Source organism: Rhizobium brockwellii, assembly GCF_000769405.2.
Taxonomy (GTDB): domain Bacteria; phylum Pseudomonadota; class Alphaproteobacteria; order Rhizobiales; family Rhizobiaceae; genus Rhizobium; species Rhizobium brockwellii.
Map to the genome: position 1 here is coordinate 43781 of NZ_CP053440.1, position 26469 is coordinate 70249.

Annotated in this window: 25 protein-coding genes and 3 pseudogenes; 17 read left to right on the forward strand and 11 right to left on the reverse strand. The window is 58.6% G+C overall.

The window, feature by feature from the left end; genetic code table 11:
• Positions 1–239: 239 nt before the first annotated feature.
• Entirely contained in the window at positions 240–1118 is an 879-nt protein-coding gene (locus RLCC275e_RS23835; RefSeq protein ID WP_033183221.1) for an EF-hand domain-containing protein, read from the reverse strand.
• A 164-nt stretch (positions 1119–1282) separates the two neighbouring features.
• Between RLCC275e_RS23835 and RLCC275e_RS23840 the strand changes: the two genes are divergently transcribed.
• From RLCC275e_RS23840 to RLCC275e_RS23875, 8 genes are all read left to right on the forward strand, one after another.
• Positions 1283–1930 (forward strand): TetR/AcrR family transcriptional regulator, encoded by a 648-nt coding sequence (locus RLCC275e_RS23840; protein WP_033183220.1) that lies wholly within the window; start codon positions 1283–1285, stop codon positions 1928–1930.
• Positions 1931–2142: 212 nt separating this feature from the next.
• Entirely contained in the window at positions 2143–4326 is a 2184-nt protein-coding gene (locus RLCC275e_RS23845; protein ID WP_033183219.1) for a DUF1217 domain-containing protein, read from the forward strand.
• 239 nt (positions 4327–4565) lie between these two features.
• Positions 4566–6353: a methyl-accepting chemotaxis protein gene (locus RLCC275e_RS23850; RefSeq protein ID WP_033183218.1), complete on the forward strand. Its 1788-nt coding sequence runs from the start codon at positions 4566–4568 to the stop codon at positions 6351–6353.
• 99 nt (positions 6354–6452) lie between these two features.
• Entirely contained in the window at positions 6453–8672 is a 2220-nt protein-coding gene (locus tag RLCC275e_RS23855; protein WP_071414352.1) for an EAL domain-containing protein, read from the forward strand.
• 597 nt (positions 8673–9269) lie between these two features.
• Entirely contained in the window at positions 9270–10109 is an 840-nt protein-coding gene (locus RLCC275e_RS23860) for a transporter substrate-binding protein (RefSeq protein ID WP_003562529.1), read from the forward strand.
• A 117-nt stretch (positions 10110–10226) separates the two neighbouring features.
• Positions 10227–10889: an amino acid ABC transporter permease gene (locus tag RLCC275e_RS23865; protein ID WP_033183217.1), complete on the forward strand. Its 663-nt coding sequence runs from the start codon at positions 10227–10229 to the stop codon at positions 10887–10889.
• Between the two features lie 4 nt (positions 10890–10893).
• Positions 10894–11553, forward strand: a complete 660-nt coding sequence (locus RLCC275e_RS23870; protein WP_011648868.1) for an amino acid ABC transporter permease — start codon at positions 10894–10896, stop codon at positions 11551–11553.
• Between the two features lie 12 nt (positions 11554–11565).
• Positions 11566–12336 carry an amino acid ABC transporter ATP-binding protein gene (locus tag RLCC275e_RS23875; RefSeq protein WP_003562525.1) on the forward strand — a complete coding sequence of 257 codons (771 nt, stop codon included), beginning with the start codon at positions 11566–11568 and terminating at the stop codon, positions 12334–12336.
• A gap of 40 nt (positions 12337–12376) precedes the next feature.
• Here the strand turns inward: RLCC275e_RS23875 and RLCC275e_RS23880 are convergent, their stop codons facing one another.
• Both RLCC275e_RS23880 and RLCC275e_RS23885 read right to left on the reverse strand, forming a co-directional pair.
• Positions 12377–12805, reverse strand: coding sequence for a type II toxin-antitoxin system VapC family toxin (locus RLCC275e_RS23880; protein WP_003562524.1), 429 nt, complete (start codon positions 12803–12805; stop codon positions 12377–12379).
• Positions 12802–13068, reverse strand: a complete 267-nt coding sequence (locus RLCC275e_RS23885; protein ID WP_003562523.1) for a type II toxin-antitoxin system Phd/YefM family antitoxin — start codon at positions 13066–13068, stop codon at positions 12802–12804. Before RLCC275e_RS23885 ends, RLCC275e_RS23880 begins: the two co-directional genes overlap by 4 nt.
• A gap of 259 nt (positions 13069–13327) precedes the next feature.
• Here RLCC275e_RS23885 and RLCC275e_RS23890 point away from each other — a divergent pair, with 259 nt between their 5' ends.
• The 5 genes from RLCC275e_RS23890 (at position 13328) to RLCC275e_RS23910 (ending at position 16972) form a co-directional block, all read left to right on the forward strand.
• A complete protein-coding gene (locus RLCC275e_RS23890; RefSeq protein WP_033183216.1) occupies positions 13328–14071 on the forward strand; it encodes a GntR family transcriptional regulator in 744 nt (247 codons plus the stop codon).
• Between the two features lie 3 nt (positions 14072–14074).
• Positions 14075–14860, forward strand: a complete 786-nt coding sequence (locus RLCC275e_RS23895; protein ID WP_003562521.1) for a transporter substrate-binding domain-containing protein — start codon at positions 14075–14077, stop codon at positions 14858–14860.
• A gap of 81 nt (positions 14861–14941) precedes the next feature.
• Entirely contained in the window at positions 14942–15613 is a 672-nt protein-coding gene (locus tag RLCC275e_RS23900) for an amino acid ABC transporter permease (protein WP_033183215.1), read from the forward strand.
• Positions 15610–16269, forward strand: coding sequence for an amino acid ABC transporter permease (locus tag RLCC275e_RS23905; RefSeq protein ID WP_003562519.1), 660 nt, complete (start codon positions 15610–15612; stop codon positions 16267–16269). The genes RLCC275e_RS23900 and RLCC275e_RS23905 overlap by 4 nt, the downstream gene beginning before the upstream one ends.
• Positions 16247–16972, forward strand: a complete 726-nt coding sequence (locus RLCC275e_RS23910) for an amino acid ABC transporter ATP-binding protein (protein ID WP_033183214.1) — start codon at positions 16247–16249, stop codon at positions 16970–16972. Before RLCC275e_RS23905 ends, RLCC275e_RS23910 begins: the two co-directional genes overlap by 23 nt.
• A gap of 402 nt (positions 16973–17374) precedes the next feature.
• Here the strand turns inward: RLCC275e_RS23910 and RLCC275e_RS23915 are convergent, their stop codons facing one another.
• The 5 genes and pseudogenes from RLCC275e_RS23915 to RLCC275e_RS34700 form a co-directional block, all read right to left on the reverse strand.
• The gene (locus RLCC275e_RS23915) at positions 17375–18538 is read right to left on the reverse strand and encodes a mandelate racemase/muconate lactonizing enzyme family protein (protein WP_033183213.1); all 1164 of its coding nucleotides are present in this window, start codon (positions 18536–18538) and stop codon (positions 17375–17377) included.
• A pseudogene (locus tag RLCC275e_RS34325) lies at positions 18507–18812 on the reverse strand (hypothetical protein); the annotation flags it as partial. The pseudogene RLCC275e_RS34325 and the gene RLCC275e_RS23915, both read right to left, overlap by 32 nt.
• Positions 18813–19166: 354 nt before the next feature.
• Positions 19167–19458, reverse strand: a pseudogene (locus RLCC275e_RS23925) (type II toxin-antitoxin system RelE/ParE family toxin).
• The gene (locus RLCC275e_RS23930) at positions 19458–19712 is read right to left on the reverse strand and encodes a type II toxin-antitoxin system ParD family antitoxin (protein WP_033183212.1); all 255 of its coding nucleotides are present in this window, start codon (positions 19710–19712) and stop codon (positions 19458–19460) included. Before RLCC275e_RS23930 ends, RLCC275e_RS23925 begins: the two are co-directional and overlap by 1 nt.
• A gap of 132 nt (positions 19713–19844) precedes the next feature.
• Positions 19845–20025 (reverse strand): annotated as a pseudogene (locus RLCC275e_RS34700) (alpha/beta fold hydrolase); the annotation flags it as partial.
• Positions 20026–20185: 160 nt separating this feature from the next.
• Between RLCC275e_RS34700 and RLCC275e_RS23935 the strand changes: the two are divergent.
• The 3 genes from RLCC275e_RS23935 to rsgA all read left to right on the forward strand — a co-directional run bounded on the left by RLCC275e_RS23935 (position 20186) and on the right by rsgA (position 23096).
• Complete coding sequence (locus RLCC275e_RS23935; protein WP_033183211.1) at positions 20186–21370, forward strand: MFS transporter; 1185 nt, start codon at positions 20186–20188, stop codon at positions 21368–21370.
• A gap of 466 nt (positions 21371–21836) precedes the next feature.
• Complete coding sequence (locus RLCC275e_RS23940) at positions 21837–22034, forward strand: hypothetical protein (RefSeq protein ID WP_130679135.1); 198 nt, start codon at positions 21837–21839, stop codon at positions 22032–22034.
• A 9-nt stretch (positions 22035–22043) separates the two neighbouring features.
• Positions 22044–23096: a ribosome small subunit-dependent GTPase A gene (rsgA, locus tag RLCC275e_RS23945; protein ID WP_033183210.1), complete on the forward strand. Its 1053-nt coding sequence runs from the start codon at positions 22044–22046 to the stop codon at positions 23094–23096.
• Positions 23097–23182: 86 nt separating this feature from the next.
• On the opposite strand, the gene RLCC275e_RS23950 is transcribed toward rsgA, so the two are convergent.
• The 3 genes from RLCC275e_RS23950 to RLCC275e_RS23955 all read right to left on the reverse strand — a co-directional run bounded on the left by RLCC275e_RS23950 (position 23183) and on the right by RLCC275e_RS23955 (position 25357).
• Entirely contained in the window at positions 23183–23431 is a 249-nt protein-coding gene (locus tag RLCC275e_RS23950) for a hypothetical protein (protein ID WP_003562512.1), read from the reverse strand.
• A 403-nt stretch (positions 23432–23834) separates the two neighbouring features.
• The gene (locus RLCC275e_RS34330; protein ID WP_082229831.1) at positions 23835–24188 is read right to left on the reverse strand and encodes a YkgJ family cysteine cluster protein; all 354 of its coding nucleotides are present in this window, start codon (positions 24186–24188) and stop codon (positions 23835–23837) included.
• 161 nt (positions 24189–24349) lie between these two features.
• Complete coding sequence (locus RLCC275e_RS23955; RefSeq protein WP_033183209.1) at positions 24350–25357, reverse strand: nitroreductase family protein; 1008 nt, start codon at positions 25355–25357, stop codon at positions 24350–24352.
• Positions 25358–25695: 338 nt separating this feature from the next.
• Between RLCC275e_RS23955 and RLCC275e_RS23960 the strand changes: the two genes are divergently transcribed.
• On the forward strand, positions 25696–26466 hold the full coding sequence (locus tag RLCC275e_RS23960) for an aspartate/glutamate racemase family protein (RefSeq protein WP_003562510.1): 771 nt from the start codon (positions 25696–25698) through the stop codon (positions 26464–26466).
• The last annotated feature ends 3 nt before the right edge of the window (positions 26467–26469 follow it).

Here is a 26469-nt window from a genome sequence, read left to right on the forward strand (position 1 = left end):
TCGCTGGCGCCTGGCAAAGGCCGGCACCGGTCGATGATCTGATTGTCTGGGCTGACCCCGTGATGGCGATAGGCGCTTCGGCTCATCCGCGCGCTGGTTATCCGTGCGCCTGTGGACGGCGCACCATTCGAACGTTTCCATACTTCGCAAGCGACCCGACTGAAGGCTCTGCCGGCTCGCTTTAAAACCGTCTCAGTGCAGATCCTCCAGCGACCGCAATGGCGACGGCTTAACGACCGTCAGCTCGTGGACTGTGCAGACAATGAACCGGTGCCTGACGTGTCGAGCAGACTAAAGAGCTGGCTCGCCTGGCTTTCGGTGACGTCGTCCGGCTTACCCGCCATGAACTCGTCCAATGTCACAAGCCCGTCTCCGTCCGTATCGAGATCGGAGAGCAGGGATGCAAACTGGTCATCGTCATCGTCAGCGGACGGCGGCGGTCCTTCGGGACGTTTCGACTGCTGAGCTGACATGGCCTCGGTCAGCGTATCAACCGATAGCGAGCCGGAACTTTCGCTGTCGAAGCTGTCGAACAGCGTGCCGGCCTGGTCCTCGCTCAGATCGGACGGCCGACCTGCAACGAACTCGGCCTTGCTCACCTGCCCATCGCCGTCGGTATCGAGATCGGAGAGCATGGATGCAAGTTCGTCATCGTCGGAAGGTGGCGGGGGTGGCGGCCCCTCGGCACGTTCCGACTGCTGGGCGGACATGGCCTCGGTCAGCGCATCGACCGATAGCGAGCCGGAACCTTCGCTGTCGAAGCTGTTGAACAGCGTGCCGGCTTCATCCTCCGACACATCGGACGGCCGGGCTGCGACGAACTCGGCCTTGCTCACGTACCCGTCGCCATCGCTGTCCAGCTGCGCAACGTCCATGTCTGCGCCGCCGTCCTGCTGCTCGCTGGAAGCGGACTGACCGGCGAGGCCGTTCATCGTCAACGACATCAACTGCGACATGAGTTTCTCGGCGCTGTTGGTCGCGTCTTCGCTAAGCTGCTGGCTTGCGGTTGATTTTTTTGCCGAAACCGTATTACAGGATAGGGTGTCCTGGGATGCTGACGTCGAACTCTTGCTATAGGAATAGGAAGAGATCGACGTTGCGGCAGAAATGGTCGTCATAAGCGCTCCATCGGTAGAGGGTGAGAGATGCAACGCATTACAGAACTGATTAGTTCTCTAAATCGAAATTGCTAATGCCACAACCGAAAAAATCGCCCCTCAGAAATCGTAGTCGCCTTTCTGCGGCCTTTGGCTTGTGCCTCGATGAGGCGGTCTAGATCATCATGGATGTTGTCGACGAGCCCGCAGATGAGCCGCGCAAGCGCGGCCGGCCGAAAGTCTCAAGTGACGATGACAAGCGGGTGCATATCGTTGAAATTGCCCGCCGTGTTTTTGTAAAATACGGTTACGCCGGTAGCACGACCGCAGTCGTCGCCAGCGAGGCGGGTGTTTCAAAACAGACGCTTTACAAGCTGTTTCAGAGCAAGGAAGAGCTGTTTGCCGCCGTGGTCGGCGCACATCGGCGCCTGATGCTCGACCTGCCGCGGCCTGCTGAAGATCTCTCGATCGCCGAGAGCCTCGAACGTATCTTCATGATCGATATGGATGAGGACAAGGATGCGGACCGTGCCGGTTTCCTGCAACTCGTCTTTCGCGAAGCGGGGCAGTTTCCCGAACTCGTCGACATTCTGCAGCGTGAAGGCATGCTTGCCAGCCGGCAGGACCTTGCCGACTGGCTGAGCGACCGCAGGGCGGAAGGCAGGTTGTCGCTTGATGATCCGGCCAGCGGAGCCCGGATGCTGATGGATATGATCTTTGGCGGCATGGGTCCGCCGGAAGGGCGCGCTCAGGCCTGGCCTGACCGGGCGGCACTGCTCGCCCATCTCCGGCGCTGCATTGCAATCTTTGCCGCAGGCGTCGGCGCCGCGTGACCTGGTAAGGCGGCGATCCCTCGACTTTTGACGTCCAATTGCATTTTGCAAGAATTGCAGTACCATATAGTTCCATTAAGTTGATTCGGCCGCATGAATGCGGTCCGCATGCGCCATGAGCGGCGGCAACATCTCAGCAAACACCAGAAGTTTCACCCGTGGCTGCCGGCAGGCTTTCGCGCGCGGTGCCGTGCTCATGAAAGGGATAGAAGTTGGTTTCCACCTATGTGAGCTATCTCGCGGTCGCGCGAAATCTGGGCGCCAGTCTCTCGAACGTGGCTTCACAGGCAACGGTTGCCCGCGACAGCAGCTATTACAAGGAAAACATTGGCAAGGTCACGACAGTCGATGAATTCATGGGCGATTACAAGCTCTATTCCTATGCCATGAAGGCCTACGGCCTTGAAGACATGACCTATGCCAAGGCCTTCATGAAGAAGGTGCTGGAGAGCGACCTCAGCGATTCTTCGAGCTTCGCCAACAGCTTGAGCGACACCCGCTATGCCGAGTTTGCCGCTGCTTTCAAATTCGCCGGCGAGACGAAGACGGCGCAATCGGACGTCCAGCGGGACAATCTGCTCGATGCTTATGAGGAGTCATTCGACACCGAGGCGGACGACATTGCAGACGCGACGGACTATTTCGAAGAGAATATCTCGTCGATCACCTCGGTCGACGATCTCCTGTCGAGTTCGAAGCTGAAGAACTATGTGCTGACGGCTTTCGGTCTCAGCACCGAATATACCTCGAGCAGCTTCCTGAAGAGTGTTTTGACGAGCGATCTCGACGATGCCGATAGTTTCGTCAACCAGCTCGACGACGCGGTCTATGTCAACCTGGCGAAGGCCTTCAACTTCACCGAGGACGGCTCGACCGACGGCGACGTGATGTCGGAAGATCAGATGTCGCTGGTCACAAGCGCTTATGCGGTGGCCTCGGCGACGACAGCTTCCTCGGAAACCGGGGAGGCCTATGACACCTATTTCGCGACGCAAATCGGCAACGTGACCTCCGTCGATGAGTTGATGAGCGACGACAAACTGGTTTCCTATCTGAGAACTGCCTATGGGCTTACCGATAGCGAGACCGATAACTTCATTTCCGCGGCGCTGAAAAGCGCCGACGTCGCCGACGCGATCGGCTTGTCCGACCTGCACGACGCCTTCAATTTCGATGAGGAGGGCGCGCTTGCCGATGGCGACACGGCCCAGACATCGGATCAGATCACCGCGACCACGGCAGCCTTCGATGAAAATTATGAGGTGTTGGTCGCCAATACCAGCACGGAAGATGCCACCGACAACTATACGACGCGCATCGCCAGCGTTACGTCAATCGACGATTTCCTGGTGTCGAACGATGACGACGACGATGACGACAACGACGATCTCCCTGAACTGTGGGAAATGGCGTTGCGAGCCTATGACATAGACCCGGACAGCGTTTCCAAAAGCGAGGTCCGGAAAATTCTCGAGAGCGATCCCTCCGACTCCAAAAGCTATGTCAACAGCCTCAAGGACGACCGGTTCGTCGCCTTTCGCAAGGCCCTCAACTTCGACAGCAGTGGCGACGTGACCGTTCCGCTGCAGGCCATGTCGGAATCTGTCGTCGACGACTACGCTGCCTATTACAAGCAGAACAAGATCCGGTACCTCAAGGGTGACGAACTTACCGAAGCGACCGATGCGGCGGATGAGGAGATCACCTATTTTCGCGAGCAGATGGCGACGATCACCACGGCCAGCGAATTTCTGGCCGACGATCGCCTGGTTTCCTTCGCGCTCGAGGCGAAGGGGCTCGATCCTGATGATGTCACGTCTGACGCGTTGGAGAAGATGTTTTCTTCCGATCTCGACGACGAAGACAGTTATGTCAACAAGCTGGACGACAATCGTTTCGCCGAACTCGTCGGCGCGTTCAATTTCGATCAGGACGGCAATATTTCCGCTGATCCGACCGGGACTGTGCAGCAGCGCGGCGATGTGCTGGAGACGATCGACGCCTATGTCAGGCTGACGCTCGAAGACGACCAAGGCGACAACAACACCGGCGTGCGCCTTGCCCTCTACTTCCAGCGCAAGGCGCCGGAGATCTCGAACGCCTATGACATTCTGGGCGACAGCGCGCTCTTCGAGTTCTTTACCACGACCTTCAACCTGTCGAGTTACGTCTCGAACATGGACGTCGACAAGCAAGCTGAGATGATCGACAACTTCATCGACATCAAGGATCTGTCGGATCCTGACAAAGTCGATGATCTGATCAAACGCTTCACCGCCATGTATGACATGGCCAACGGCACAGGCACCACGTCGACGGCACTTTCGATCCTGACCGGCTCGGCGACGATAAGCGCCGATACGCTGCTTGCTATGGCGCAATTGAAAAGCGGTTGAGTGGCCGATAGGCCGGCGGTCCGGGAGAACCTAACGGAAATTCCTTATCGCCCAATGCATGACAGGGATCGGCCCGTTGCGCCCACGCGCGTCGTCACGACCCGGCTTACTGATACAATGCTCATTAGAAACGAAAACATACCTGCACGTTCATTCATAATTAAATATCCATTAATGATGATAAGCGAATATTCGGGGCATGGCTGGATACACAGCAGTGAAATCTAGGGGGATTGCCAGTGAATATTCTTGATCGTGGTGCAAATGCTGTCGCGGTTCTTGCCGCTTTGTCGAATTCGCAAGCCATGATCGAGTTTGACTTGTCGGGCCGGATCCTCACTGCGAACGAAAACTTCTGCAGAGCGCTCGGCTACGAGTTGAGGGAGATTGTCGGAAAGCATCACAGCATGTTTGTCGAACCTGCCTATGCATCCTCGGCAGAATACAAGGCTTTCTGGACGAAGCTGTCAGCCGGGAAATTCGATCAACAACAATATAAGCGGGTTGGAAAAGGCGGGCGCGAGGTCTGGATAGAAGCATCTTACAATCCTGTGTTCCGACGCGGGAAGCCGGTCAAGGTCGTCAAGATTGCCACCGATACCACCGCGCAGAAGCTGAAATCTGCCGAGGATGCGGGCAAGATTGACGCATTGTCTCGGGCCCAGGCGATAATCGAATTCACGCCGGCCGGCGAAGTCTTGACTGCGAACGATAATTTCCTGACTGCGCTTGGTTATTCGCTGGCTGAAATCCAGGGCAAACATCATTCGATGTTCTGTGAAACCGACTACTCGAGGTCGGAGGCCTACAAGGAATTCTGGCGGAAACTTGCGGGCGGCCAGTTGGTTGCCGACGAATTCATGCGTGTGGGCAAGGGCGGACGGAAGGTTTATATCCAGGCTTCCTACAATCCGATCTTTGACCTGAACGGAAAAGTGTTCAAAGTCGTGAAGTTCGCAACCGATGTCACGGCGCGCGTCGAGAACGTCGAACAACTCGCCCGTTGCCTGACGAATTTTGCAGACGGCGACCTGTCGCAGACGATCCAGAAGCCTTTTATTCCTTCACTGGAAAGGCTGCGTGCTGACTTCAACAGCGCCTCGGAGAAGTTGAAGGGCGCGATGGCAACGGTTGCCGAAAATGCCAAGGCGATATCGGCCGGTTCCAACGAAATCCGCACCGCGGCTGACGACTTGGCAAAGCGTACCGAGCAGCAAGCGGCATCCGTCGAAGAGACGGCGGCCGCCCTTGAGGAAATCACGACGACGGTCAAGGATTCGAGCCGCCGCGCCGAGGAGGCCGGTCAACTCGTGGCGCGCACCAAAGATCATGCGGAGCATTCCGGCCAGGTGGTTCGTGACGCGATCGGTGCGATGGACCAGATCGAAACCTCGTCGCGCGAAATTTCGAACATCATCGGTGTCATCGATGAGATTGCCTTCCAGACGAACCTTTTGGCGCTCAATGCCGGCGTAGAGGCGGCACGAGCAGGGGAGGCCGGCAAAGGTTTTGCGGTCGTTGCCCAGGAGGTCCGCGAATTGGCGCAGCGGTCGGCGAAAGCTGCGAAGGAGATAAAGAGCTTGATCACGGCGTCCGGTTCTCATGTCGCAAACGGCGTCGCCCTCGTCACGAATGCCGGGTCCGCACTTCAGGAAATCGCCGGTCAGGTTCACGAAATCAATGCCAACGTCACGGCGATCGTCGAGGCGGCGCGCGAGCAATCGACTGCACTCGGCGAGATCAACCAGGCCATCAACACCGTCGATCAGGGGACGCAGCAGAATGCCGCGATGGTCGAGGAGCAGACCGCGGCAAGCCATGGGCTCGCACGAGAGGCCGCCGCGCTTTTCAAACTTCTTGAACAGTTCCGTTTTGACGATGCACCGAGATCGAGGTCGTCGTTCGCGCAGACGGATCACCACGCCGCCGCACCGACGGCTTTGAAAGTCGTTCGTACCTCACCTGCCGCGTCCGTCCAGCGCGGATCGGCGGCCGCCGCGCTCAAGTCTGATTGGGAAGAGTTCTGATCAACGCAGGAAGTTGCCGTCGGCGGCAAGTTCGTCCGCTTCCATGATCCATGAAGGGTCTCACTCCGCGTCACGCAGCACTGCGAGGAGTAAGGTCGGATGTCCCTTGCTGAAGATGAAAGATTAAACCTTCTCTACCAGGCAAGCATTCTCGATACACCGCCGACGACAGAGTTCGACGCTATCGTGCGTCTGGCCTGCAGTATATTCAATATGCCGATGGCATTGGTTTCGTTCGTCGACGAGGATCGGCAGTGGTTCAAGGCCCAGCAAGGCTTCACTTTGAAAGAGGCGTCACGCGAGCATTCCTTTTGCGGCCACGTCGTGGAAACAAGATCACCGCTCGTCGTTGAAGATGCCGGCAAAGACTTCCGCTTTAGCGAAAGCACATTCGTGAACGAGTGTTCCGTCCAATTCTATGCGGGGGTTCCGCTTTTGGAAGGAGAGACTTGCTACGGCAGTTTTTGTGTCCTCGACACGAAGACCCGCTGCTTCGGCGATCAGGATCTCGAACAGCTTCGCAATTTAGCAAGCGTCGTCGTGGGCCTTATTCGGGAGCATCGTCAACAAAGCCTGCTGAAAGAGCAGCAACGTGAGCTGGAGCTGAAGCAGGCTCGGTTCGAACAGACCGAACGCTCTGCCAAAGTCGGTGGCTTTGAGATGGATCTTAGCACTGGCACGATCATCTGGTCGGACCAGATTTACCGCACCGTCGGATTGCCGGTCGGTAAACGGATGACCTCGGAGGATGTGATCGGCTGCTATGCTCCCGAAGAGCGTGACAGCGTCAGACGCAGGATTCGCAACCTCCTGAATGGCTCGGAGACCGGCATTGACAAAGAGTATCGCATCATAACGCCACAAGGCGAGGAACGATGGATTCGCGTGGTCAGCGATATTGAACACCTGCACGGCGAGCCAAGACGCTTGTTTGGCATCGTTCAGGATGTTTCCGAAAAAGTGCGCTATGAGCAACGTCTGCTCCAGGCGGCAAATGCCGATCCGCTTACCGGACTTGCCAACCGGGCAGCATACAATGCTCATATGGAGAGGCTCGCAGCGACGGACGCCGCCTCCATCGGTTTGTTGCTGATCGACGTCGATCGCCTCAAGCAAGTGAACGATATCCTTGGCCATGCGACTGGTGACTTGCTGCTGAAAGGCATAGCGTCACGTTTGGACGCGCGCTTGGGAAGGCGCGGAAGGGTGTTTCGCCTTGGCGGCGATGAGTTCTCAGTTGTTCTGGACGCACCTGCAAACTCGCGGGGAATGCGTTCACTCGCGCGACATTTGATTGAATATATCGGCCGCCCTCTGGAGGTGGCGGGATCAAAGATAAGTCCGACGATAACCGTGGGAGGCGCGATTTCAGAAGGTGAAATAGATGCGGCGACGCTTTCGCAAAACGCAGACTTCGCCCTGTATCACGCCAAAGAAACACGGCGCGGCAGCTACGTTCAATATGAGCCCAGCCTGCGTTCGAGGATAGCCCATCGCATTCAGATCGTTCGAGAGGTGGAGTTGGCACTTACCGAACAGCGAATGGTGCCGCACTATCAGCCAATCGTTAGTTGCGCCGACGGTCAGGTATGGGCGTTTGAAGCGCTTGTGAGAATGCAACGTTCCGATGGATCAGTCGTATCGGCGGCGCAATTTCATGAGGCCTTCACAGACTCAAGCGTTTCCCATCACATTACGACGCGCATGCTCGATCATGTCGCGACCGATATCCGTAAATGGATGGACCGAGGGCTGAAGTTCGGACGGGTTGGCCTCAATGTCAGCGCCTCCGATTTCATGAGGGGCGACCTGGAAAGCCGGATCGTAGGAGCGTTCGCTTCGAGAGGTATCCCGCTTGATAAGCTTGTGCTTGAAGTGACGGAAACTGTCTTCCTGCAGGGCTTGGAAGACACTGTTGCAACAACGCTGCAACGTTTGCGAAAAAAAGGTTTGGCCGTGGCGCTCGATGACTTCGGGACGGGCTATGCGTCGCTGACACATTTGCGGAGCCTGCCTGTCGATATCATCAAAATCGACAAGAGCTTTATCGACACCATGCTCGTAGATGAATCGAGCCTCGCAATCGTTGAACTGGTGCTCAATCTGGCGCGGAAGCTTAATATGAAGGTCACTGCCGAAGGTGTGGAAAGCCATCGGCAGGCAATGTGCTTGCTGAACATGGGCTGTACCACCCTCCAGGGCTATTTGTTTAGCAAGCCAATGGACCGCGAACATGTTGGCGGATACCTATCTGCATTCAATCCACCTTGTGCGGAGAATTCGGAAGATCCACAGAAGGGCCTTCGCTCTTTCGGATAGTAGTCTGGGCGGCGCGCTGCCGTGAGGGTCGCAGTCTTCCGCGGTCGATCCACTGTTCCGTGGTTCGATTTCCTCCAAGGCGAACGCTTTTAAAGCCATTTTGATGGACAGAAATCGACCACCTGGCTGTCCGATCGGGCACAAGGGCGATTTCTACAATGTCGTCGGGCCGCTCAACGTGCCTCGCGACCGGTAGCGATGCGCGCCCATATAGGGGCAGGCGGAGCCTCTGGGGCGGACTCGATTTTGCCGCGACATGTGGCGAGGGAAGCCGTAGGTAAAGCAGCCGGAGCCTGAGGCGCCGGCTCTGAGGATGGCATCTTCCACCTCGCCCACCGGCGGGCACGTCATCAGCCCACCGAAAAGGGGGTTCGGCGTGGCCCCCAAATCGCTGAGCGGGAGGCCATGATGTTGAGCCTCCGAAACAAAAGGAAAAATGCTGCACTGCCGAAAAAATCGCCACGCGCGCTACTGCGCGTTTTTTCGGCATGACCCATTGACAATTCACCCATGATGGCACTTGATAACATTGTTCCAGTAAAACAGACACGCGTCCATTATACTGGAATAATAGGAACCATCCATAAGGGGAACGCCATGACCATTTCCTTTCGCACCGGCGTGATGTCGCTGGCCGTCGCCGCTCTGTTGTCCACCCCTGCGCTGGCCGACGGCAGCAAGCTCGATGAAGTGCTGGCCCGCGGCCATCTCGTCCTCGGCACGGGCAGCACCAATGCGCCCTGGCACTTCAAAAGCGCCGACGACAAACTTCAGGGCTTCGACGTCGACATGGGCCATATCATCGCCAAGGCGCTCTTCGGCGATCCTGAGAAGATCGAATATGTGAACCAGTCCTCCGACGCCCGCATCCCGAACATCACCACCGACAAAGTCGACATCACCTGCCAGTTCATGACCGTTACCGGCGAGCGCGCCCAGCAGGTTGCCTTCACCATTCCTTATTATCGCGAGGGTGTCGGCCTGATGCTCAAGGCGGACGGAAAATATGCCGACTACGCAGCCCTCAAGGCGGCCGGTTCCTCCGTCACCATCTCGGTTCTCCAGAACGTATATGCCGAGGCGATGGTGCATGCGGCGTTGCCGGAGGCGACCGTCGACCAGTACGATTCCGTCGACCTGATCTATCAGGCGCTGGAATCGGGACGCGCCGATGCAGTGGCCACCGACCAGTCGTCGCTCGCCTGGTACATGACGCAGAATCCGGGCCGCTACAAAGATGCCGGCTACGGCTGGAATCCGCAGACCTACGCCTGCGCCGTCAAGCGCGGCGATCAGGATTGGCTGAACTTCGTCAACACCGCCCTGCACGAAGCCATGACCGGCGTTGAATTCGACTTTTACGCCAAGTCCTTCAAGACCTGGTTCGGCAAGGATCTGGCGCCGCCGCAGATCGGCTTCCCGGTCGAGTTCAAGTAGCAGCCATGCGGAGCGGGACATGTTTCCCGTTCCGCATTTAAAGAGTGAGAGCATGATGCCGTCCGAAAACCGCTCATATTTTTCGGCCTCATGCTCTGGTCTGAAAGGGCGGCCCGTATGGGTTACACGTTGAATTTCGCTGCCGTCTGGCGCAACTTCGATTTTCTTTTGAGCGGGCTCACGCTCAGTCTCGGCCTTGCGGTGATCTCGATCCTGATCGGGGCCGCGATCGGCCTTGTGGTGGCCTTCGCGCTGACGTCCAAAAACCGCTTTGCGGTCGTGCCGGCACGGATCTATGTCACTGTCATCCGCAACCTGCCGATTCTCGTCCTGGTTCTTTTCGTCTTTTTCGCGCTGCCGCAAATGGGTTTGCGCCTCGACAAGATAAAAAGCTTCGTCCTGGTTCTGTCCCTCTATTCCGGCGCCTATCTGGCCGAGGTTTTCCGCGCCGGTCTGTTGTCAATTCCGAGAGGATTGACGGAAGCGGGGCTTGCCATCGGCCTGACGGGGATGCAGATCCGCAGCTCCATCATCGCTCCGCTGATGCTGCGCAACGTGCTGCCATCACTGTCCTCGACGATCATCTCGCTCTTCAAGGACACCTCGCTCGCCGCTGCCATCGCCGTGCCCGAACTGACCTTTGCTGCCCGCAAGATCAATGTCGAGAGTTTCCGTGTCATAGAGACCTGGATGGTCACCTCGGCCCTCTATGTCGCGACCTGTTTCCTCATCGCCGCCGTGATGCGCTTCGTCGAGCGCCGTCTGGCCCTGCCGAGATAAGCCGATGTCCCACACTTTTCTCGAACAACTCTGGATCGCCCGATACGTCATCATGAACGGCATCGGCGTGACCGTGTCGATCTCCCTGCTGGCCATCCTCGCCGGTTCCATACTCGGCGTTTTCGTCGGTTTGGCGCTCGTCTATGGCGGCGTTGTTTTGCGTCTGGCCGTGCGCGCCTATACGGATATCATCCGTGGCACGCCGGTGCTCGTGCTCGTGCTGGCGAGTTACTATGTCTCCGCCGCCGTCGGCCTCGATCTTGGGCCGTTCTCGGCCGGCGTGCTTGCCCTTGCCATCTTCTGCTCCTCCCATGTCGGCGAAATCGTGCGCGGGGCGCTTCAGGCGATCCCGAAGGGGCAGACCGAAGCCGCCAAGGCGATCGGCCTGACCTTTACCCAGACCTTCACCTCGGTGCTGTGGCCGCAGGCCATGCGCCAGTGCCTGCCGGCCTGGGTGAATACGGCGGCCGAGATGGTGAAAGCCTCGACGCTGCTCTCCGTCATCGGCGTCGCAGAGCTTCTCCTGCGCACGCAGGAGATCATCTCCCGCAATTTCATGAGCCTCCAGTTCTATTTCCTGGCTGGCGGGCTCTATTTCATCATCAACTACGGCATCGAGCACTTCGGCAAATATGTCGAGCGCAAGACCGCCCTGCCGTCCTGAGGAGTTCCCCCGATGGCCAAGACCATTCTCGACATCCAGGGTCTGCGCAAGACTTACGGCATCCACGAAGTCCTCAAGGGCGTCGATTGCGCCGTGCTGGAAGGTGAAGTCATTTCCATCATCGGCTCGTCCGGCTCCGGAAAGACCACCTTGCTGCGCTGCATCAACATGCTCGAGGAATTCCAGGGCGGCACGATCAGCCTCGACGGCGAGGAGATCGGCTACCGCGCTGAAGGCGCGACGCGGCGCCGCAAGAGCGAGAAAGAGATTGCACGCCAACGCGCGTTGACCGGCATGGCGTTTCAGCAGTTCAATCTTTTCCCGCATATGAGTGCCGCTGAAAACGTCATGCTCGGCCTCGTCAAGGTGAAGAAAATGACGAAGCCGGATGCTCGTGCTATCGCGGAAAAGTGGCTCGATCGTGTCGGCCTTTCCGCCCGCGCGAACCATTATCCCGGGCAGCTTTCCGGCGGTCAGCAGCAGCGCGTCGCGATCGCCCGCGCCATCGCCATGTCGCCGAGGCTGATGCTGTTCGACGAAGTGACCTCCGCGCTTGACCCGGAACTGGTGGGCGAAGTGCTTCAGGTGATCAAAGGACTTGCCGCCGATGGCATGACGATGCTGCTCGTGACCCACGAGATGCGCTTTGCCTACGACGTTTCGTCACGGGTCATTTTCATGAACCAGGGCGTCATCTGCGAGGAAGGCGATCCGAAGGACATGTTCGTGCATCCGAAGACCGAACGGCTGGCGGAATTCCTCAAAACCTCGAGTTTCAACTAGACGAACAGAGAGATCCCGTGACCGTCCGCTCTGCGGATCGTCACGGGCGCTCGGCCCAAGGGTCGACAAGCTCGATCCCAAAGCCCTCGAAATCCTTTATATTGCGGGTGGCGAGGGTGAGATCATGGGCAATCGCGGTGGCGGCAATCAAGCCGTCCATTGACGACAAGCCGCGTCCGCTTCGCTTTGCGAGCCCCATCAGGTCGCCCCAGGCTATCGCAACCGGCTGGTCCACAGGGATGACGCGCTGCTCGAAGCGCTGCGGCAGGTCCTGGGCAAGCCATTCAGCCAGCGCATCGCGCTTCCGACCGCTTTCCATCAACGCAACACCACGCCGGATCTCGGCGATCGATACGACGCTGATGAATGAGCGATCCTCGTCGAGACTGTCCAGCCATTGTAGGACATGGGCATCGGGACGCGGCCTTGTCACCTCGGAAAGCACATTGGTGTCCAGCAGAAGTCTCACAGCTGGAAATCACGCGGTTCGTCGCGCTGCCGTTCGAGGTCCAGATCGGCGCCACGCAGCGGCGATTGCATCAGAAACTCTGCAAGGGTGCCCTTGCGCGCAGTCTTCCGCTGCCATTCCTCGGCCGAAACGACGACGACGCTTGGTTTACCATTGCGCATAATCGTTTGCGGTGTTGCTTGCGCGCGTTCGATAACCTCAGACAGCTTGGCCTTCGCACTGGCGACGGTCCAACTTTTATCCTCTGGTCGTGATGGCTGCATTCGCTATATCCTGACTATAGTGACTATCATGACCATATAAGCCGAAGTGGTCTAACCGCAAGCAACTTTTCGAGAGGGAAGGGGCTTTGTCCGCTTTGGGCGGCCGACGCTGATCGGGGTTTGCAAGGAATTGCGGGCACTCGCTCAATTTGTTCGCAGTCTGCATTCCCAGCGTGCAAATTTCAGGGGGAAGGGATCGGAGACATCTTGGAAATCCTGAACGCAGAATTTTGGCACGAGCTTTGCCTTCCTGTCTTGTATGCAAGATAGCCAGACATCTGAGACCACGCAGAAGACCATCGAGGAGACGATCGTCTCCGGGATTCTTTCAGCCAAAATTCGGCCCGGGACGCGTCTCAGCGAAAACCAGCTGGCGGCGCTCTTCGGTGTGTCTCGAACCCGCGTTCGTGAAGCCATGATGCGCCTGGAAACACGCGGCATCGTACATGTCAGTCCGAGACGTGGCTGGTTTGTCGTCGAGCCGTCCGCTGAAGAGGCGATTGCGGTCTATGAGGCGCGGCGCGTCATCGAGGCCGGATTGCTGCGCAGCATGCGCGTGCTGACAGGCGAGGGGCACGACGCGCTCGACGCGCATCTGAACGAGGAAAAAAGCGCAATGGCAGCGGGCGACCGCCAGCGCCTGACCTATTTGATGGGTGATTTCCACATCCGCATCGCCGAATTGAGCGGGAACGCCATCATCGTCGATATCCTTCGCGATCTCACAGCGAGGACGATCCTCATCTCGATGCTCTATCAGTCTGAATTTCATGCCGCACAGTCCCATGACGGGCACTGCCGCATCTTCGAGGCCATGCAAGCGGGCGATTTCGTCAGAGCTGCGGAACTCTCTGTCGAACATCTGGACGAAGTGGAAATGGGGCTCGACCTCACCACACGCCCGGACCCGCTCTCGGAACTGCGCAGTTCCCTGTCACTTCCTCCCAAGACTGTGTCCCCAACTCCCGGACCCCAAAAACCACAACTTCAAAGGAGCAATTAAAACATGCTGACAAGACGAGTCTTCTTCGCAATGGCGACCCTGGCTGCAACCTTCGGCTTCGGCTCCGCGTCTTACGCCGATGCTCTCGCCGACATCACGGCGCGCGGTACGCTGCGGGTCGCCGTCCCACAGGATTTCCCGCCCTTTGGCAGCGTCGGCACTGACATGGCGCCGATGGGCTACGATATCGATGTGGCCAATCTCATTGCCGAAAAGCTTGGTGTCAAAACCGAACTCGTGCCGGTCACCAGCGCCAACCGCGTTCCCTATCTGCAGACGAATAAGGTCGATCTGGTCATATCAAGCCTCGGCAAGAATGCGGAGCGCGAAAAGGTGATCGATTTCACCACGGCCTACGCCCCCTTCTTCAATGGCGTGTTCGCGCCGGCCGATCTTTCGATCGCCAAGGTGGAAGATCTCGCAGGCAAGAGCATCGGTGTTACGCGCGGCGCCGTGGAGGACCTCGAACTGACGAAGATTGCGCCGGCCGATGCGACGATCAAGCGCTACGAGGACAATAATGGCACCATCTCGGCCTTCCTGTCCGGCCAGGTCGACACCATCGCGACCGGCAATGTCGTGGCCGCTGCGATCCTCGCCAAAAATCCTCCCAAGCGCCCTGAGATGAAATTCCTCATCAAGAACTCGCCCTGCTACATCGGTCTCAACAAGGAACAGGCGGCTCTTCTGGAGAAGGTAAACGGCATTATCGCTGCCGCCAAAACCGATGGATCCCTCAACGCCATCTCGCAGAAGTGGCTCGGCGCCGATCTCCCGTCGGATCTGTAAGGGACTCGGTCTCACGGACGTCATCCCGCGCCTGCGCGCGGGATGACGTGACGCTCCGTCGCCAGAAGAGGGGACAATTCCTTGAGCTATCATTTCGAATTCGGCTGGCTGCTTGAATATTATCCTGAGATCATCAAGGGCATACTGATCACCCTGGAGCTTATCGCGATCGGCGGCGTGCTCGGCATTTCGCTCGGCATCTTCTGTGCCTGGGTGCGTGCGCTCGGCCCGGCCTGGTTGAAGCCTGTCGTTGCGACCTATATCGAACTGATCCGCAACACGCCGTTCCTGATCCAGCTCTTTTTCATCTTTTTCGGTCTGCCGTCGCTCGGCCTCAAGCTTTCCGAATTGACGGCCGCCAACCTCGCGATGGTCGTCAACCTCGGCGCCTATAGCTGCGAGATTATCCGCGCTGGCATCCAGGCGACTCCGAAGGGTCAGTTCGAGGCAGGCGAGAGCCTTGCCATGACGCGTTTCGAAACCTTCCGGCATGTCGTTCTCGTGCCGTCGCTGCAGCGCATCTGGCCGGCGCTGTCGTCGCAAGTCGTCATCGTCATGCTCGGCTCATCGGTGGTGTCGCAGATCGCCGCCGAGGATCTGACCTTTGCTGCGAATTTCATACAATCGCGAACCTTCCGCGCCTTCGAGGCCTACATCGTCTCGACAGCCATCTATCTTGTGCTGGCGATCCTGCTCCGGCAGGTGCTGGCGGTGGTCGGCGGGTTCATTTTCCCGAGGAGGGCGGCGCGATGATCGAGTTCACACTCTGGGACATTTTGCGCAACCTGCTGCTCGCCACCCGCTGGACGATCCTGCTTTCGCTCGTCTCGTTCATCGGCGGCGGCGCGGTCGGACTGGGGCTGCTGTTTCTGCGTATCAGCAAGCGCAAGGCATTCAGGACACTCGCGAAATATTATATCGAGCTCTTCCAGGGCACGCCGCTGCTGATGCAGCTCTTCATCGCATTTTTCGGTCTCGGCCTCTTCGGGATAGATGTGCCGGCCTGGCTTGCTGCGGGATTGGCGCTCACCCTGTGGAGTGCCGCCTTCCTTGCCGAAATATGGCGAGGCTGCGTCGAAGCGGTCGCGAGGGGTCAATGGGAAGCCTCCGCCAGCCTCGGCATGGGCCGGTTGCAGCAGATGCGTTACGTCATCTTGCCCCAGGCGCTGAGGGTCGCCATACCGCCCACAGTCGGCTTCTCCGTTCAAATCGTCAAGGGAACGGCGCTGACCTCGATCATCGGTTTCGTTGAATTGTCGAAAGCCGGCACGGTGGTCACCAATGCCACCTTCCAGCCCTTCACCGTCTACGGGCTCGTCGCCCTCATCTACTTCGCCCTTTGCTGGCCTTTGTCGAAAAGCAGCCAGATCCTGGAAAGGAAGCTCAATGTCGCTCATCGAAATCACTGAAGTCCGCAAGAGCTTCGGCACCACCAAGGTGCTGAAAGGCATCAATCTCGATGTCGAGGCTGGCGAAGTCATCGCTATTATCGGCAAGAGCGGTTCAGGCAAATCGACCCTGCTTCGCTGCATCAACGGCCTGGAGACCATCACCGACGGCTCCATCTCCGTAGCCGGCGCGCAGCTCCTTGATGACGAAGTGCATCTGAAGGCATTGCGCCTCAAGGTCGGCATGATCTTTCAGCAGTTCAACCTCTTCCCGCACCTGACCGTCGGCGGCAACGTCATGCTGTCGCAGACCGTGGTCAAGAAGACCCCGAAGGCCGAAGCCGAGGCTACCGCCCGCAAGATGCTGGAGCGGGTAGGGCTGGGCCACAGGTTCGACGCCTATCCCGACGAGCTCTCGGGCGGCCAGCAGCAGCGCGTCGCCATCGCCCGCGCGCTCGCCATGCAGCCGACCGCACTTCTCTGCGACGAGATTACCTCCGCGCTCGATCCGGAACTGGTCGCCGAAGTTCTGGCCGTCGTGCGCGAGCTTGCGGCCGAGGGAATGACGCTCCTGATGGTAACCCACGAGATGAAGTTCGCCCGCGACGTCTGCAGCCGCGTCGTCTTCATGCATCAGGGCCGTGTCCACGAAGTAGGCCAGCCGGAGGACGTCTTCGCCAATCCGCAGACGGCAGAGCTGAAGCAATTTCTCGGCGTCAGCTAGAGTATCCGTGTGCTTTCCTTGCGAGCGACAATCGCTGTTATCTATCGCAAGTCGCGCTTCAAACTAGAACCCACCCCGGCTACATCCATTGCAACTCTTTCTACGACATGGTGATCATAAAGGACATGACGACTCCGACCGCTCACGGTCTCGACCAGACTGGAGGTCGTCATCCTTGCTCCCGACGTTGGCATTGACCAGAACGTCGAGAGGCGAGACTGTCGCATCTCTAACTGGCCCAACTGTCGCATTACTAAATAGCCCTTACAAACAAATATCGCATAAGATAGCTTATGGAACTAAGTGTTTGTACAGGCGTACGCGCGCTCGGCGAACCGCAGTTCGTTAGACTATGTTTTTCATTGCGATCACGCGACCGTCCTGGTCCCCCGGAACACGCGACTATTCGGCGAGTTCGCGCATGACCTTGATAAGGTCAGACTTGCCTTCGAAGCCTATGCCTGGCAACTCCGGCATCGTGATGTGCCCGTCGATGACATTCACGCCGTCCGGGAAGCCGCCGTAAGGCTGGAAGAGATCCGGATAGCTCTCATTGCCACCGAGACCGAGGCCGGCCGCGATGTTGAGCGACATCTGGTGACCGCCATGCGGGATGCAGCGGGACGGCGACCAACCGAACTGGCGCAGGACGTCGAGGGTCCGGAGGTATTCGACGAGACCGTAGGACAGGGCGCAGTCGAACTGCAGGAAGTCGCGGTCGGCGCGCATGCCGCCGTAACGAAGCAGGTTGCGGGCATCCTGGTGGGAGAAGAGGTTCTCGCCGGTTGCCATCGGAGCGTCGTAGAATTCGGAGATGGCCGCCTGCAAGGCGTAGTCGAGCGGATCGCCGATTTCCTCGTACCAGAAAAGCGGGTAGTCACGCAGCATCTTGGCGTAGGCGATACCGGTCTCCAAATCGAAGCGGCCGTTCGCATCGACCGCGAGTTTCGCCTCGGAACCGATTTCTTCCAGCACGGATTCGATGCGGCCTCGGTCCTCGTCGATCGAGGCGCCACCGATCTTCATCTTCACGACATTGTACCCGCGGTCGAGATAGCCGCGCATCTCCTTGCGAAGCGCGCTGTTGTCCTTGCCGGGATAGTAGTAGCCGCCGGCGGCGTAGACGAAGACCCTGGGGTTCGCCTCGCGGCCCTTCATGTCGGCCAGCATGCGGAACAGGGGCTTGCCCTCGATCTTCGCAACAGCATCCCAGAAGGCCATGTCGATGGTACCGACAGCCACGGAGCGCTCGCCGTGACCGCCAGGCTTTTCATTCATCATCATGGTCGACCAGATCTTGTGCGGATCGAGGTTGGTGCCGGCGTCGTTGATCAGGCTGTTCGGGTCTGCCTGCAGGATGCGGTCCTTGAACCGCTCGCGGATCAGGCCGCCCTGGCCATAACGACCGTTCGAGTTGAAGCCATAGCCAACGACACGGCGGCCGTCCCTGACGACATCGGTCACGACAGCAACGAGACTAGCCGTCATCTTCGAAAAGTCGATATAGGCGTTGCGGATGGGCGACGCGATGGGCTTAGTAACTTCGCAGACGTCTAAGATACGCATTTTGCTCTCCGGTTTCTGAACATTTGGATGTCTGGCTAGTGCTGGGCTTCGTGAGCGACAACAGTGATCCGGTGGGGAACCTCCCCGCTTGTTCGGCGATGACGGCGTCGACGGCGGCCCGGTCAAAAGCCCCTTCCCACTTGGCGATGGCTATTGTTTCAACCCCGTTGCCGATGAGTTTCATGAAGCGATCGACGCCGAGCAGGAGGATGAGACCTGCGGTGGGAATGGCATGAAAGCTGGGCAGCGTGGCAGCAAGGGTAACGAAGCCTGCGAGGTGACCGAGATCGATGGTGACTTCATTTCTTCCTCCCATTGCCGTCGTCTCCAACAACGGCGTTCCTCAACATTCGCGAACAAGCGATTGACGGTCCAATGCCGTTTCGGCTTCAATTGATGCCGTAAGTGAGAGGGTGAGATGGATACTGCCTGGCTTTTGGATTTGCGAGCTATCGCCGAGACCCTTAACTTTTCGAGGGGCCTCGCATAGAAGGAAACCGAGCGCAGACCCGTTGTCCCAATCACGTGGGATAACAATGATTTATGGATGCCAGCTCATTTGAGACGCGGTACATTCCTGGCTACATGAACCCGATGCAACTGTGCTTTTGCTCTCAAGCGGCGAGGCCTAACCAGGATCGCCGGCCCAGTCTTCATGTCCATGGCGTATTCGGATCACGAAAATGGCTCCGTTCTCTTCGATCCGGTAGACAACGAGATGCGCTTTGAACGGATGGATCCTAACGTGCGGCGAAATTATCTCGCTCACGCGCCATTCGCGGATTCGCGGCGATCAGGTCAAGCACCGCGAACAGCTCGTCATGATACCTCCTAGCCTGTGCGGATCCGAAAATGCGGACACTTTGCTCGGCGATTGCAATAATGTCCTCTTCCGCTTCGACAGAAAGGCTAAAACGCATTATCTGCTGCCGCGGGTAGGTTCCGCGCGCGCGACTGCCGCTGCAAAGAGTTCGTCCTTCGAACGACCGCCAACACCACTTTTGAGACCGTCGTCGACAAAGCGCTGCATGGCAGCAATCTTATCACTGCGTGCTTGGTCCCTGCGAATCAAGTCGCGCACATAGTCACTGGCATTGGAATATCGCCCGGTCCTCGCTTGAGCCTCGACCCAATCTTTCATTGGGTCTGGTAAAGATACGTTCATAGTAGCCATTCGAGCCTCCATACTGCGCACAAGCTAACTGAAATTGGCAAAGTTTGTCAAACTAGTTCCTCATTCTCTATCGGCGAAAAGCGACGCACCTGGTTTGGACCAAAGGAGATGTTGGGAGGCTTGATGTGAGATAGCCCCACGAACCGCGCGCGGTTGCATCGACCGATCCTGCCCGAGGAAGGCAGCAAGTTCGGCTTGAAACACGTTGCACGCAGGCCTCGTCCGGCACGAGCACATGGTTCTTGCTCTCAAGCGGTACGAAGCTCGCGTTCGAAATCGCGGCGGCAAGCTTGCAAGCTTGATCAAACGGCAAGCCACGTCACCGCGGCTAGGCAAATCGCGCCGGTCCCTAAGATCACCTTCTCCGACGCATTCCCTCAGAAACTAGTTTCGATCTTAGACCCTGTGAGATAGACATCCCCGGTCCATACGCGCGTGTTTTGCTTCGACGCGTCAATCCTCGGAGTTGCATCATGAAAATCGCGCCGCAGCAGCGGATCTATGTCTGCTTCTTTCTCTTCGCTGTTTCGCTGGGGGCGCTGTTGTCGAGGATGCCGGATTTGCAGGTTGCACTTGGCGTCAACAAGTCCGAGCTTGGGTTGACGCTGATAGGGGCTGCGATCGGCGCCTTGATTTCGTTGACTTTATCTTCGCCCTTGATCGCCCGGCTCGGCGCGCGTACGACGGCATTCATTACTGTTCTCGGCACGTCTGCGCTCCTGTCGCTGGTGCCGTGGATCGGTGCGGCGCCGGTCGTGTTCTGTGTGCTCTTCGTCGAGGGGCTGCTCGCCGGGGCGCTGGAGATCAATCTCAATGTTGAGATCGACCGCATCGAAGCGCAGCTAGGACGCGGGGTGATGAACAGGGCGCATGGTTTCTGGAGCCTCGGCTTCTTCGTCACAGCGCTTGTCTCCTCGGTCGTCCGCCAGGCCGGCATTTCGATGGAAGTCCATCTCGCCGCGACCTTTGTCACGGTTCTTGTCATCGGCATCTGGGCGATTTCCGGCATGCGGAATGCACCGGCGCGGATCGCGTTGCATGAAGGCAAGGCACCGCTGGTAGCGCTTCCCACCTGGGGCCTAATGCCGCTCTGCGTGATCGGCATCGCGGCCTTTCTCGTCGAAGGCGCCGGGATCGACTGGTCGGCGATCTATATGCGCGATGTGTTTTCGGTCGAGCCCTTCATTGGCGGACTGGGATTGACGCTCTTTACCTTCTGCATGGCGCTGGCGCGCCTGTTCGTCGATCCGCTGGTCGATCGGTTTGGCGCGCGGGCCGTCGCCACGATGTTGCTTGTTCTTTCGGCCATCGGCATCTGCGCCGTGTCGGGGGCGCCGCATCCCTATGTCGCGCTGGCGGGCTTTGCCTTGATGGGCGCCGGCTGCAGCGCGGTCTATCCTCTCGCTGTCTCGGCCGCGGCCCAACGCACAGATCGCGCGGCGTATCTCAACGTCGCCGCCCTCGGCCAAATGAGCTTTGTCGTCTTTTTCCTGGCGCCGCCGCTGCTCGGTTTCATTGCCGAACATGCTGGCATCCGGACATCCTATCTCGTTTGCCTTCCGCTGATCATTTACGCGCTCTTTTCGGCCAAGGCGCTTGCTTCGCGCCGGGCTGCCGGCGGCGGTAGCGCTGCGACTGCTCGGAGCGTCAACGGGTAACGGACCGTGCTGCCGTTTTCCGGCCGCGCGATTGGTTTAGCGAAAAGCCCAAACGAGCACGTCGTAGCGGCGTGCTTGGTGCTCTCCCTAAGTAATACGGCCGGCTCTGCTGGTCGAAATAGATCGCCTTGCGAGATTGAAGATCGGTCGCGCGTTCTGGTCGGGACAAATCCGGGCGCAGGGCCGAGGCCACTTGCTTTCCGCCGAGTTCGTTGACGGCAAAGCTATCTGGGCCGGCGGGCTCGACCACGTCGATTGGGCGATCGCCCTCGCCATCGTGCCCCATTGATCACCTGTAAAACAGCTTGGCGGTGGCTCCTTGTCGAATTTCAGACGAACGGTGGTCTGAACGGGATCGAACGGGCGTTGGCTAATCGTGAAGCACCTGATAGGTCATAGACCGCCGAGTATGAGGTCTTGGCACCATCTTCAGAGACAACCCTCGGACCCGACAGGAGAGCTTTTGATGGGCTGGAAAACACCGAAGTTCGAATACGTGAACGGCTATAAGATCGTTGAAGTTGAGGGGCCTGCCTTCAAAGTCTACGATGGCGACCGTCAGCTCGGGGACGATTTCCCCTACCCCGGCGAAGCTGCCGCTTACGCAACCTCGTTGCCAAGATCATCCACGCAGCTAGGCGAAACGCCACGGAAGATCATTTAAAAACCCTTTATGGCAGCCTTACTGAAAGTGGAACAAGATTTGACCAGCTCCCAACTTTCTTCACCATTGGAACTGCTTGGGTGGTCTGAATTCTTCGCGGACCAGGTCCAGCCCAGCGAAGCGGATTTGATCCCCCGACGCATCGCTTCAGTTCACCGGGCACGCATCGAGGCAATCGATGTCACCGGGCCGGTCGGACTCGAATTTCCATCCAATACCAGTACTGGTGATTACGCGGTGGGCGACTGGGTTCTTGCCGATGCACTGACTGACATGCTTATCAGACGTCTCGATCGAAAAAGCGTCTTTCAACGACGCCCGGAAGGCGGGCGTGGCCAGCAACTTGTTGCCGCCAACATCGACACCCTGTTGATCGTGACCTCGTGCAATGCCGATTTTAATCTTGCTCGGCTGGAACGTTACCTGATCATGGCCAACCAGGCCGGGAGCAATCCGGTGATTGTGCTGACGAAGGCTGACACCGCGGAAGATGCCGGCATATTCCAGGCGCAAGCCGAGGCTTTACAGCGCAACCTGCCTGTCATTGCCTTGAATGGGCGCTCCGCGGACGCCATTTCCCTGTTAAGGCCCTGGTGCGGCGTTGGCGAGACGGTTGCGCTGGTGGGATCTTCTGGTGTCGGAAAATCAACGCTGGTGAACACCATGACCGGGCCTGAATCTGACACACAGCAAAAGACAGGCACCATCCGCGAATATGACGCGCAGGGCCGACACACCACCACGGCGCGATCCCTGCATGCAATTTCAGGCGGCGGCTGGGTCATCGATACGCCGGGAATAAGAACGCTTTACGTGAGTGATGGTGCCGACGGTATAGACACCCTCTTTGCTGAAATAACTGAACTGGCGCCGCTTTGCCGCTTTCGCGATTGCACCCATGCCCATGAACCTGGGTGCGCGGTCCAGGCAGCTGTCGCAAGCGGTGCCCTGGTCGCCGATCGCCTGGAACGCTGGCGGAACCTGCTTGCAGAAAACCGCGACCGAACACCGGTCGTGAGCGGGCCCCGCGGCAACAAGATCGTTCGCAAGAAGAAATATTGAAAGTGTTGAACGTTTGCGACGGTGCTCATCGGCGTCAGCCACGATCCGCCACCTGAATTGGCTGGGCTGGGGGATAGCGTGAGCGCTCAATGATTGGGATTGCGGTCAAGAAGAAGACCCTGCAAGCGACCGTTCCCGCCTGTGAGGGATATGTCTTTGAACAACCGCGATATGAGGCGCGGTCGCAATCCTTGCCTCTCATCGATGAGGAGGAATGACATCCTCTTTATCTCGATCGTGATCACGCCTGCATTGTCATGGCGACGATAATTCCCGGAATCCATCGCATGGAATCCATTTTCCACCGCCCAGGCGGCTATCATATCCGCGTTCATCAAGGTCCTGCTTTAGGAGATGCGGACGTGCTGTCTCCAGCTGTCCCGCTCGCGCAAATCGCTTCGCAGTCCTACGGATACCGTAACTGAATCGCTCTAATCCAGCCAAATCCGTCCAAGATTACAGTTCCCGCTCAGGTGTTGCGAGAAAGACTCGAAGCAATCGTTGTAAACCGGTACGACTCAGCCGAGGCCCCGCCCGTTTAGTGCTCTTGAAGGGATGTGAACCGGTGACGCCACCGCGGGGTCGAGGTGGAAGCAAAACCCTCGAAAATCTACAGACGGTAGCGCCTGCGCCGAAGGTTGGGGTGTTACCGCGGGTGCTGAACCGCCACAGCCGGTTTCAGAGTGCAGCGTCTAGGACGCAATCGTGGTCACAGTCAACATTGGCGCGGGGGCCGAGCTACTCATCTCGGTTGATTGGCAAACGTGCATCGATGTGATCAGGATGCAAACTTGGCTGACCGATCCCGAAGAACGCACGCGCGGTCAAGCAAGCGCCGTCCCCTGGGACGCAGGCGCGGCAGACGTCAGACCGAAGATCGTACACTTGACAGGATGTCTCTGAACCGACGCGACCGATCAGTGCGGAGCAGCGCGCACCGTCGCAACGCATTCCTTGCTGGTTCGCGGCCACGAAATGCGCCGGCAGCAAAGCGAGAGCAGCGTCTGTTTCGGTGGAAAATCTGGGCCAGGTCGGCGAAAAGGAGCAGCAGCCTCCGCAGCTTCGGCAATCGAAATCGATCGATGATGTCATGACCCGCTCCAACCAGACAGCCTGCCAATGATAAAGCTGCCGGCTAACCGCTTCTCTTGGAGCAAGCGCAGCCATTTCATCAGGCTCCTCGTCCTGACGTTGGGTCTCAACGCGATCTTGCCGAGGGTGTCGAGCGCCGCCGATCGCTCGACGATTGACGCCTACCGGAGCGGTGGTTCGTGCGTCAGGACCATGTCGATCGGCTTTCGGGCCGATACCGGCACGCGAAAATCCTCGCGCATCTCACCGAAACCGATCAGCGTGATGATGATTTCGTTGTCGGGGATGCCGACGCAGGTCCGCATCTTGATATCCTGCTCGCGCGCCGCACTCCAGTTCAGCATGCAGGCGCCCAGTCCCTCCGCGTGGAGGCCAAGCGCCAGCGTCATGGCGAACATGCCGCCGTCCACCCATCCCTGGTTTCGTTCGCCGACCGTATTCCAGTGCGACAGGTCGACCGTCACGACGAATACGCCGCCGAGCTGCTCGCCGAAGCCGCGATTGCCATCATGATGGGCGAGAACGCGGGCGATCGACGGCTTCTCGGTGAAGGCGTAGACGCGGCATGTCTGCCGGTTGCAGCTCGAAGGCGATTGTTGGGCCGCACGGATGGCTCTTTCGATCTTCTCGAACGCGACTGTCCTGTTGCCGTCATACTGGCGCACGCTGTGGCGTGCCTCCATGAAGGAGACAAAATCCATCCGCGCGTGCCTGACGATCTCGGCTGCACTGACCGCTTCGCTGCCGCCGGGCCGGATATTGTGCCCGGCGCCGGCGACGACGAGCAGATCGTCCAGCAGTGCCTGTGCCTCGCTGACATCGCCCTGCTCCGCATTGAAGGCGACATAGGCCGAGAGCACGGAAAGGCCGATATCGGCCGAGGCGTCGCGGCCGTGCTGCTCGATATAGCCGCGCGTCTCCGCCGCCAACAGTCGCACCTTGTCCATGCCGAAGCCATTGCGCGGATTGGAAAGGGACATTCCGTATTCCAGCATATGCGCCAGGAGATGGATATGTGCCCGCCGGTTTTCGCGCGACTGTGCGCCATCGATGAAGGAGGCGCGGCGGAAACGGCGATAGTCATAGGCGAAATTCGCAAACAGGCGCCACGCCGTTCTGGCGCGGTTCTGGAAGGATGATGCGGAAGGCGCGGCTTTGGCCGAAGGCATGGCACGATTCCCCCGTGATGAGCAGGCGGTCTTGAATCTGCTGTCGTCGATGCAGGGTTATTCGTCTGCTCGGCCTCGTCAAACCCCCTGATGGCGGCAGATTTTCACACTGGAATGCGATGCTTCTGGAATCGGTGGGTCGAGAAGTATTTGTTTTAAAATCATTTTTTCTAGAGCACCCTATCCATTCGGATTGGTTCGCTGCCATCCGTACCGGCCGATGACCCATCCGAATCACTTCCGCACCTACTCATTTCCGAACTTCCAAGCCGGGGCGGACTGCGGCACCGTAAGCCCATGAATTGCCCAGAGCGAATTGCGCATCAAGGAGGCCGGCCGTGCAGGATAGCGTCGTAGAAATTCGCGTGGTGTCACCGATCGTCACCAAAGGATTTCGCAAAGTCGCCGATCTCCGGGCGTTGGAATATCCCGGCATCAAGGTCAGCCACGCGCAGATTACGGCCGGACCGGGATCGATCGAGAGCGAATTCGAGGCTGCCCTGTCGGTGCCGGGAACGATCGCCGAAGCGATCAAGGCGCAGAATGAAGGCGTCCATGCCGTCATCATCGACTGCATGGGCGATCCGGGTCTCAGGCCGTCGCGGGAAGCCGTGACAATCCCGGTGCTCGGACCCTGCGAGACCGGCATGCATCTTGCGGCGATGCTCGGCCATCGATTTTCCGTCCTCACCGTCATGCGCCGGCTGCGGGCATCCTTCGAAAACACCGCGGCAGTCGCCGGCCTTTCGACCAAGCTTGCCTCGGTGCGCAGCGTCGATATTCCCGTTCTGGAACTCGAGGAAGACCTCGACCGGACGAAGGCGATGCTGATCAAGGAAGGCATCCGGGCCGTCGAGGAAGATGGCGCCGAAGCGCTCGTTTTCGGCTGCACCGGCCTGATGGGTTGCGCCTTCGCCCTGCGCGAGGGGCTTCTGGCGCACGGGATCGACGTGCCTGTCATCGACCCTATCCCTGCCGCCGTTTCCGTTGCCGCTGCGCTTGTGCGTTCGAACCTTGCCCACAGCAAGCTGACCTTCCCGCAGCCGCCCGAAAAACAGTTGCTCGGTTACGACTATATTCATCTGCCCATGCCGCTTGCGGCCGAATGAGAG

What these genes read in the sequence shown, in the direction of transcription:
- RLCC275e_RS23835 (WP_033183221.1), bottom strand. Translation starts at nt 1,118, where the DNA reads ATGACGACCATTTCTGCCGCAACGTCGATCTCTTCCTATTCCTATAGC.
- RLCC275e_RS23840 (WP_033183220.1), top strand. Translation starts at nt 1,283, where the DNA reads ATGGATGTTGTCGACGAGCCCGCAGATGAGCCGCGCAAGCGCGGCCGG.
- RLCC275e_RS23855 (WP_071414352.1), top strand. Translation starts at nt 6,453, where the DNA reads ATGTCCCTTGCTGAAGATGAAAGATTAAACCTTCTCTACCAGGCAAGC.
- RLCC275e_RS23860 (WP_003562529.1), top strand. Translation starts at nt 9,270, where the DNA reads ATGACCATTTCCTTTCGCACCGGCGTGATGTCGCTGGCCGTCGCCGCT.
- RLCC275e_RS23865 (WP_033183217.1), top strand. Translation starts at nt 10,227, where the DNA reads ATGGGTTACACGTTGAATTTCGCTGCCGTCTGGCGCAACTTCGATTTT.
- RLCC275e_RS23870 (WP_011648868.1), top strand. Translation starts at nt 10,894, where the DNA reads ATGTCCCACACTTTTCTCGAACAACTCTGGATCGCCCGATACGTCATC.
- RLCC275e_RS23875 (WP_003562525.1), top strand. Translation starts at nt 11,566, where the DNA reads ATGGCCAAGACCATTCTCGACATCCAGGGTCTGCGCAAGACTTACGGC.
- RLCC275e_RS23885 (WP_003562523.1), bottom strand. Translation starts at nt 13,068, where the DNA reads ATGCAGCCATCACGACCAGAGGATAAAAGTTGGACCGTCGCCAGTGCG.
- RLCC275e_RS23890 (WP_033183216.1), top strand. Translation starts at nt 13,328, where the DNA reads ATGCAAGATAGCCAGACATCTGAGACCACGCAGAAGACCATCGAGGAG.
- RLCC275e_RS23895 (WP_003562521.1), top strand. Translation starts at nt 14,075, where the DNA reads ATGCTGACAAGACGAGTCTTCTTCGCAATGGCGACCCTGGCTGCAACC.
- RLCC275e_RS23905 (WP_003562519.1), top strand. Translation starts at nt 15,610, where the DNA reads ATGATCGAGTTCACACTCTGGGACATTTTGCGCAACCTGCTGCTCGCC.
- RLCC275e_RS23910 (WP_033183214.1), top strand. Translation starts at nt 16,247, where the DNA reads ATGTCGCTCATCGAAATCACTGAAGTCCGCAAGAGCTTCGGCACCACC.
- RLCC275e_RS23915 (WP_033183213.1), bottom strand. Translation starts at nt 18,538, where the DNA reads ATGCGTATCTTAGACGTCTGCGAAGTTACTAAGCCCATCGCGTCGCCC.
- RLCC275e_RS23930 (WP_033183212.1), bottom strand. Translation starts at nt 19,712, where the DNA reads ATGGCTACTATGAACGTATCTTTACCAGACCCAATGAAAGATTGGGTC.
- RLCC275e_RS23935 (WP_033183211.1), top strand. Translation starts at nt 20,186, where the DNA reads ATGAAAATCGCGCCGCAGCAGCGGATCTATGTCTGCTTCTTTCTCTTC.
- RLCC275e_RS23940 (WP_130679135.1), top strand. Translation starts at nt 21,837, where the DNA reads ATGGGCTGGAAAACACCGAAGTTCGAATACGTGAACGGCTATAAGATC.
- rsgA (WP_033183210.1), top strand. Translation starts at nt 22,044, where the DNA reads ATGGCAGCCTTACTGAAAGTGGAACAAGATTTGACCAGCTCCCAACTT.
- RLCC275e_RS23950 (WP_003562512.1), bottom strand. Translation starts at nt 23,431, where the DNA reads ATGAACGCGGATATGATAGCCGCCTGGGCGGTGGAAAATGGATTCCAT.
- RLCC275e_RS34330 (WP_082229831.1), bottom strand. Translation starts at nt 24,188, where the DNA reads ATGACATCATCGATCGATTTCGATTGCCGAAGCTGCGGAGGCTGCTGC.
- RLCC275e_RS23955 (WP_033183209.1), bottom strand. Translation starts at nt 25,357, where the DNA reads ATGCCTTCGGCCAAAGCCGCGCCTTCCGCATCATCCTTCCAGAACCGC.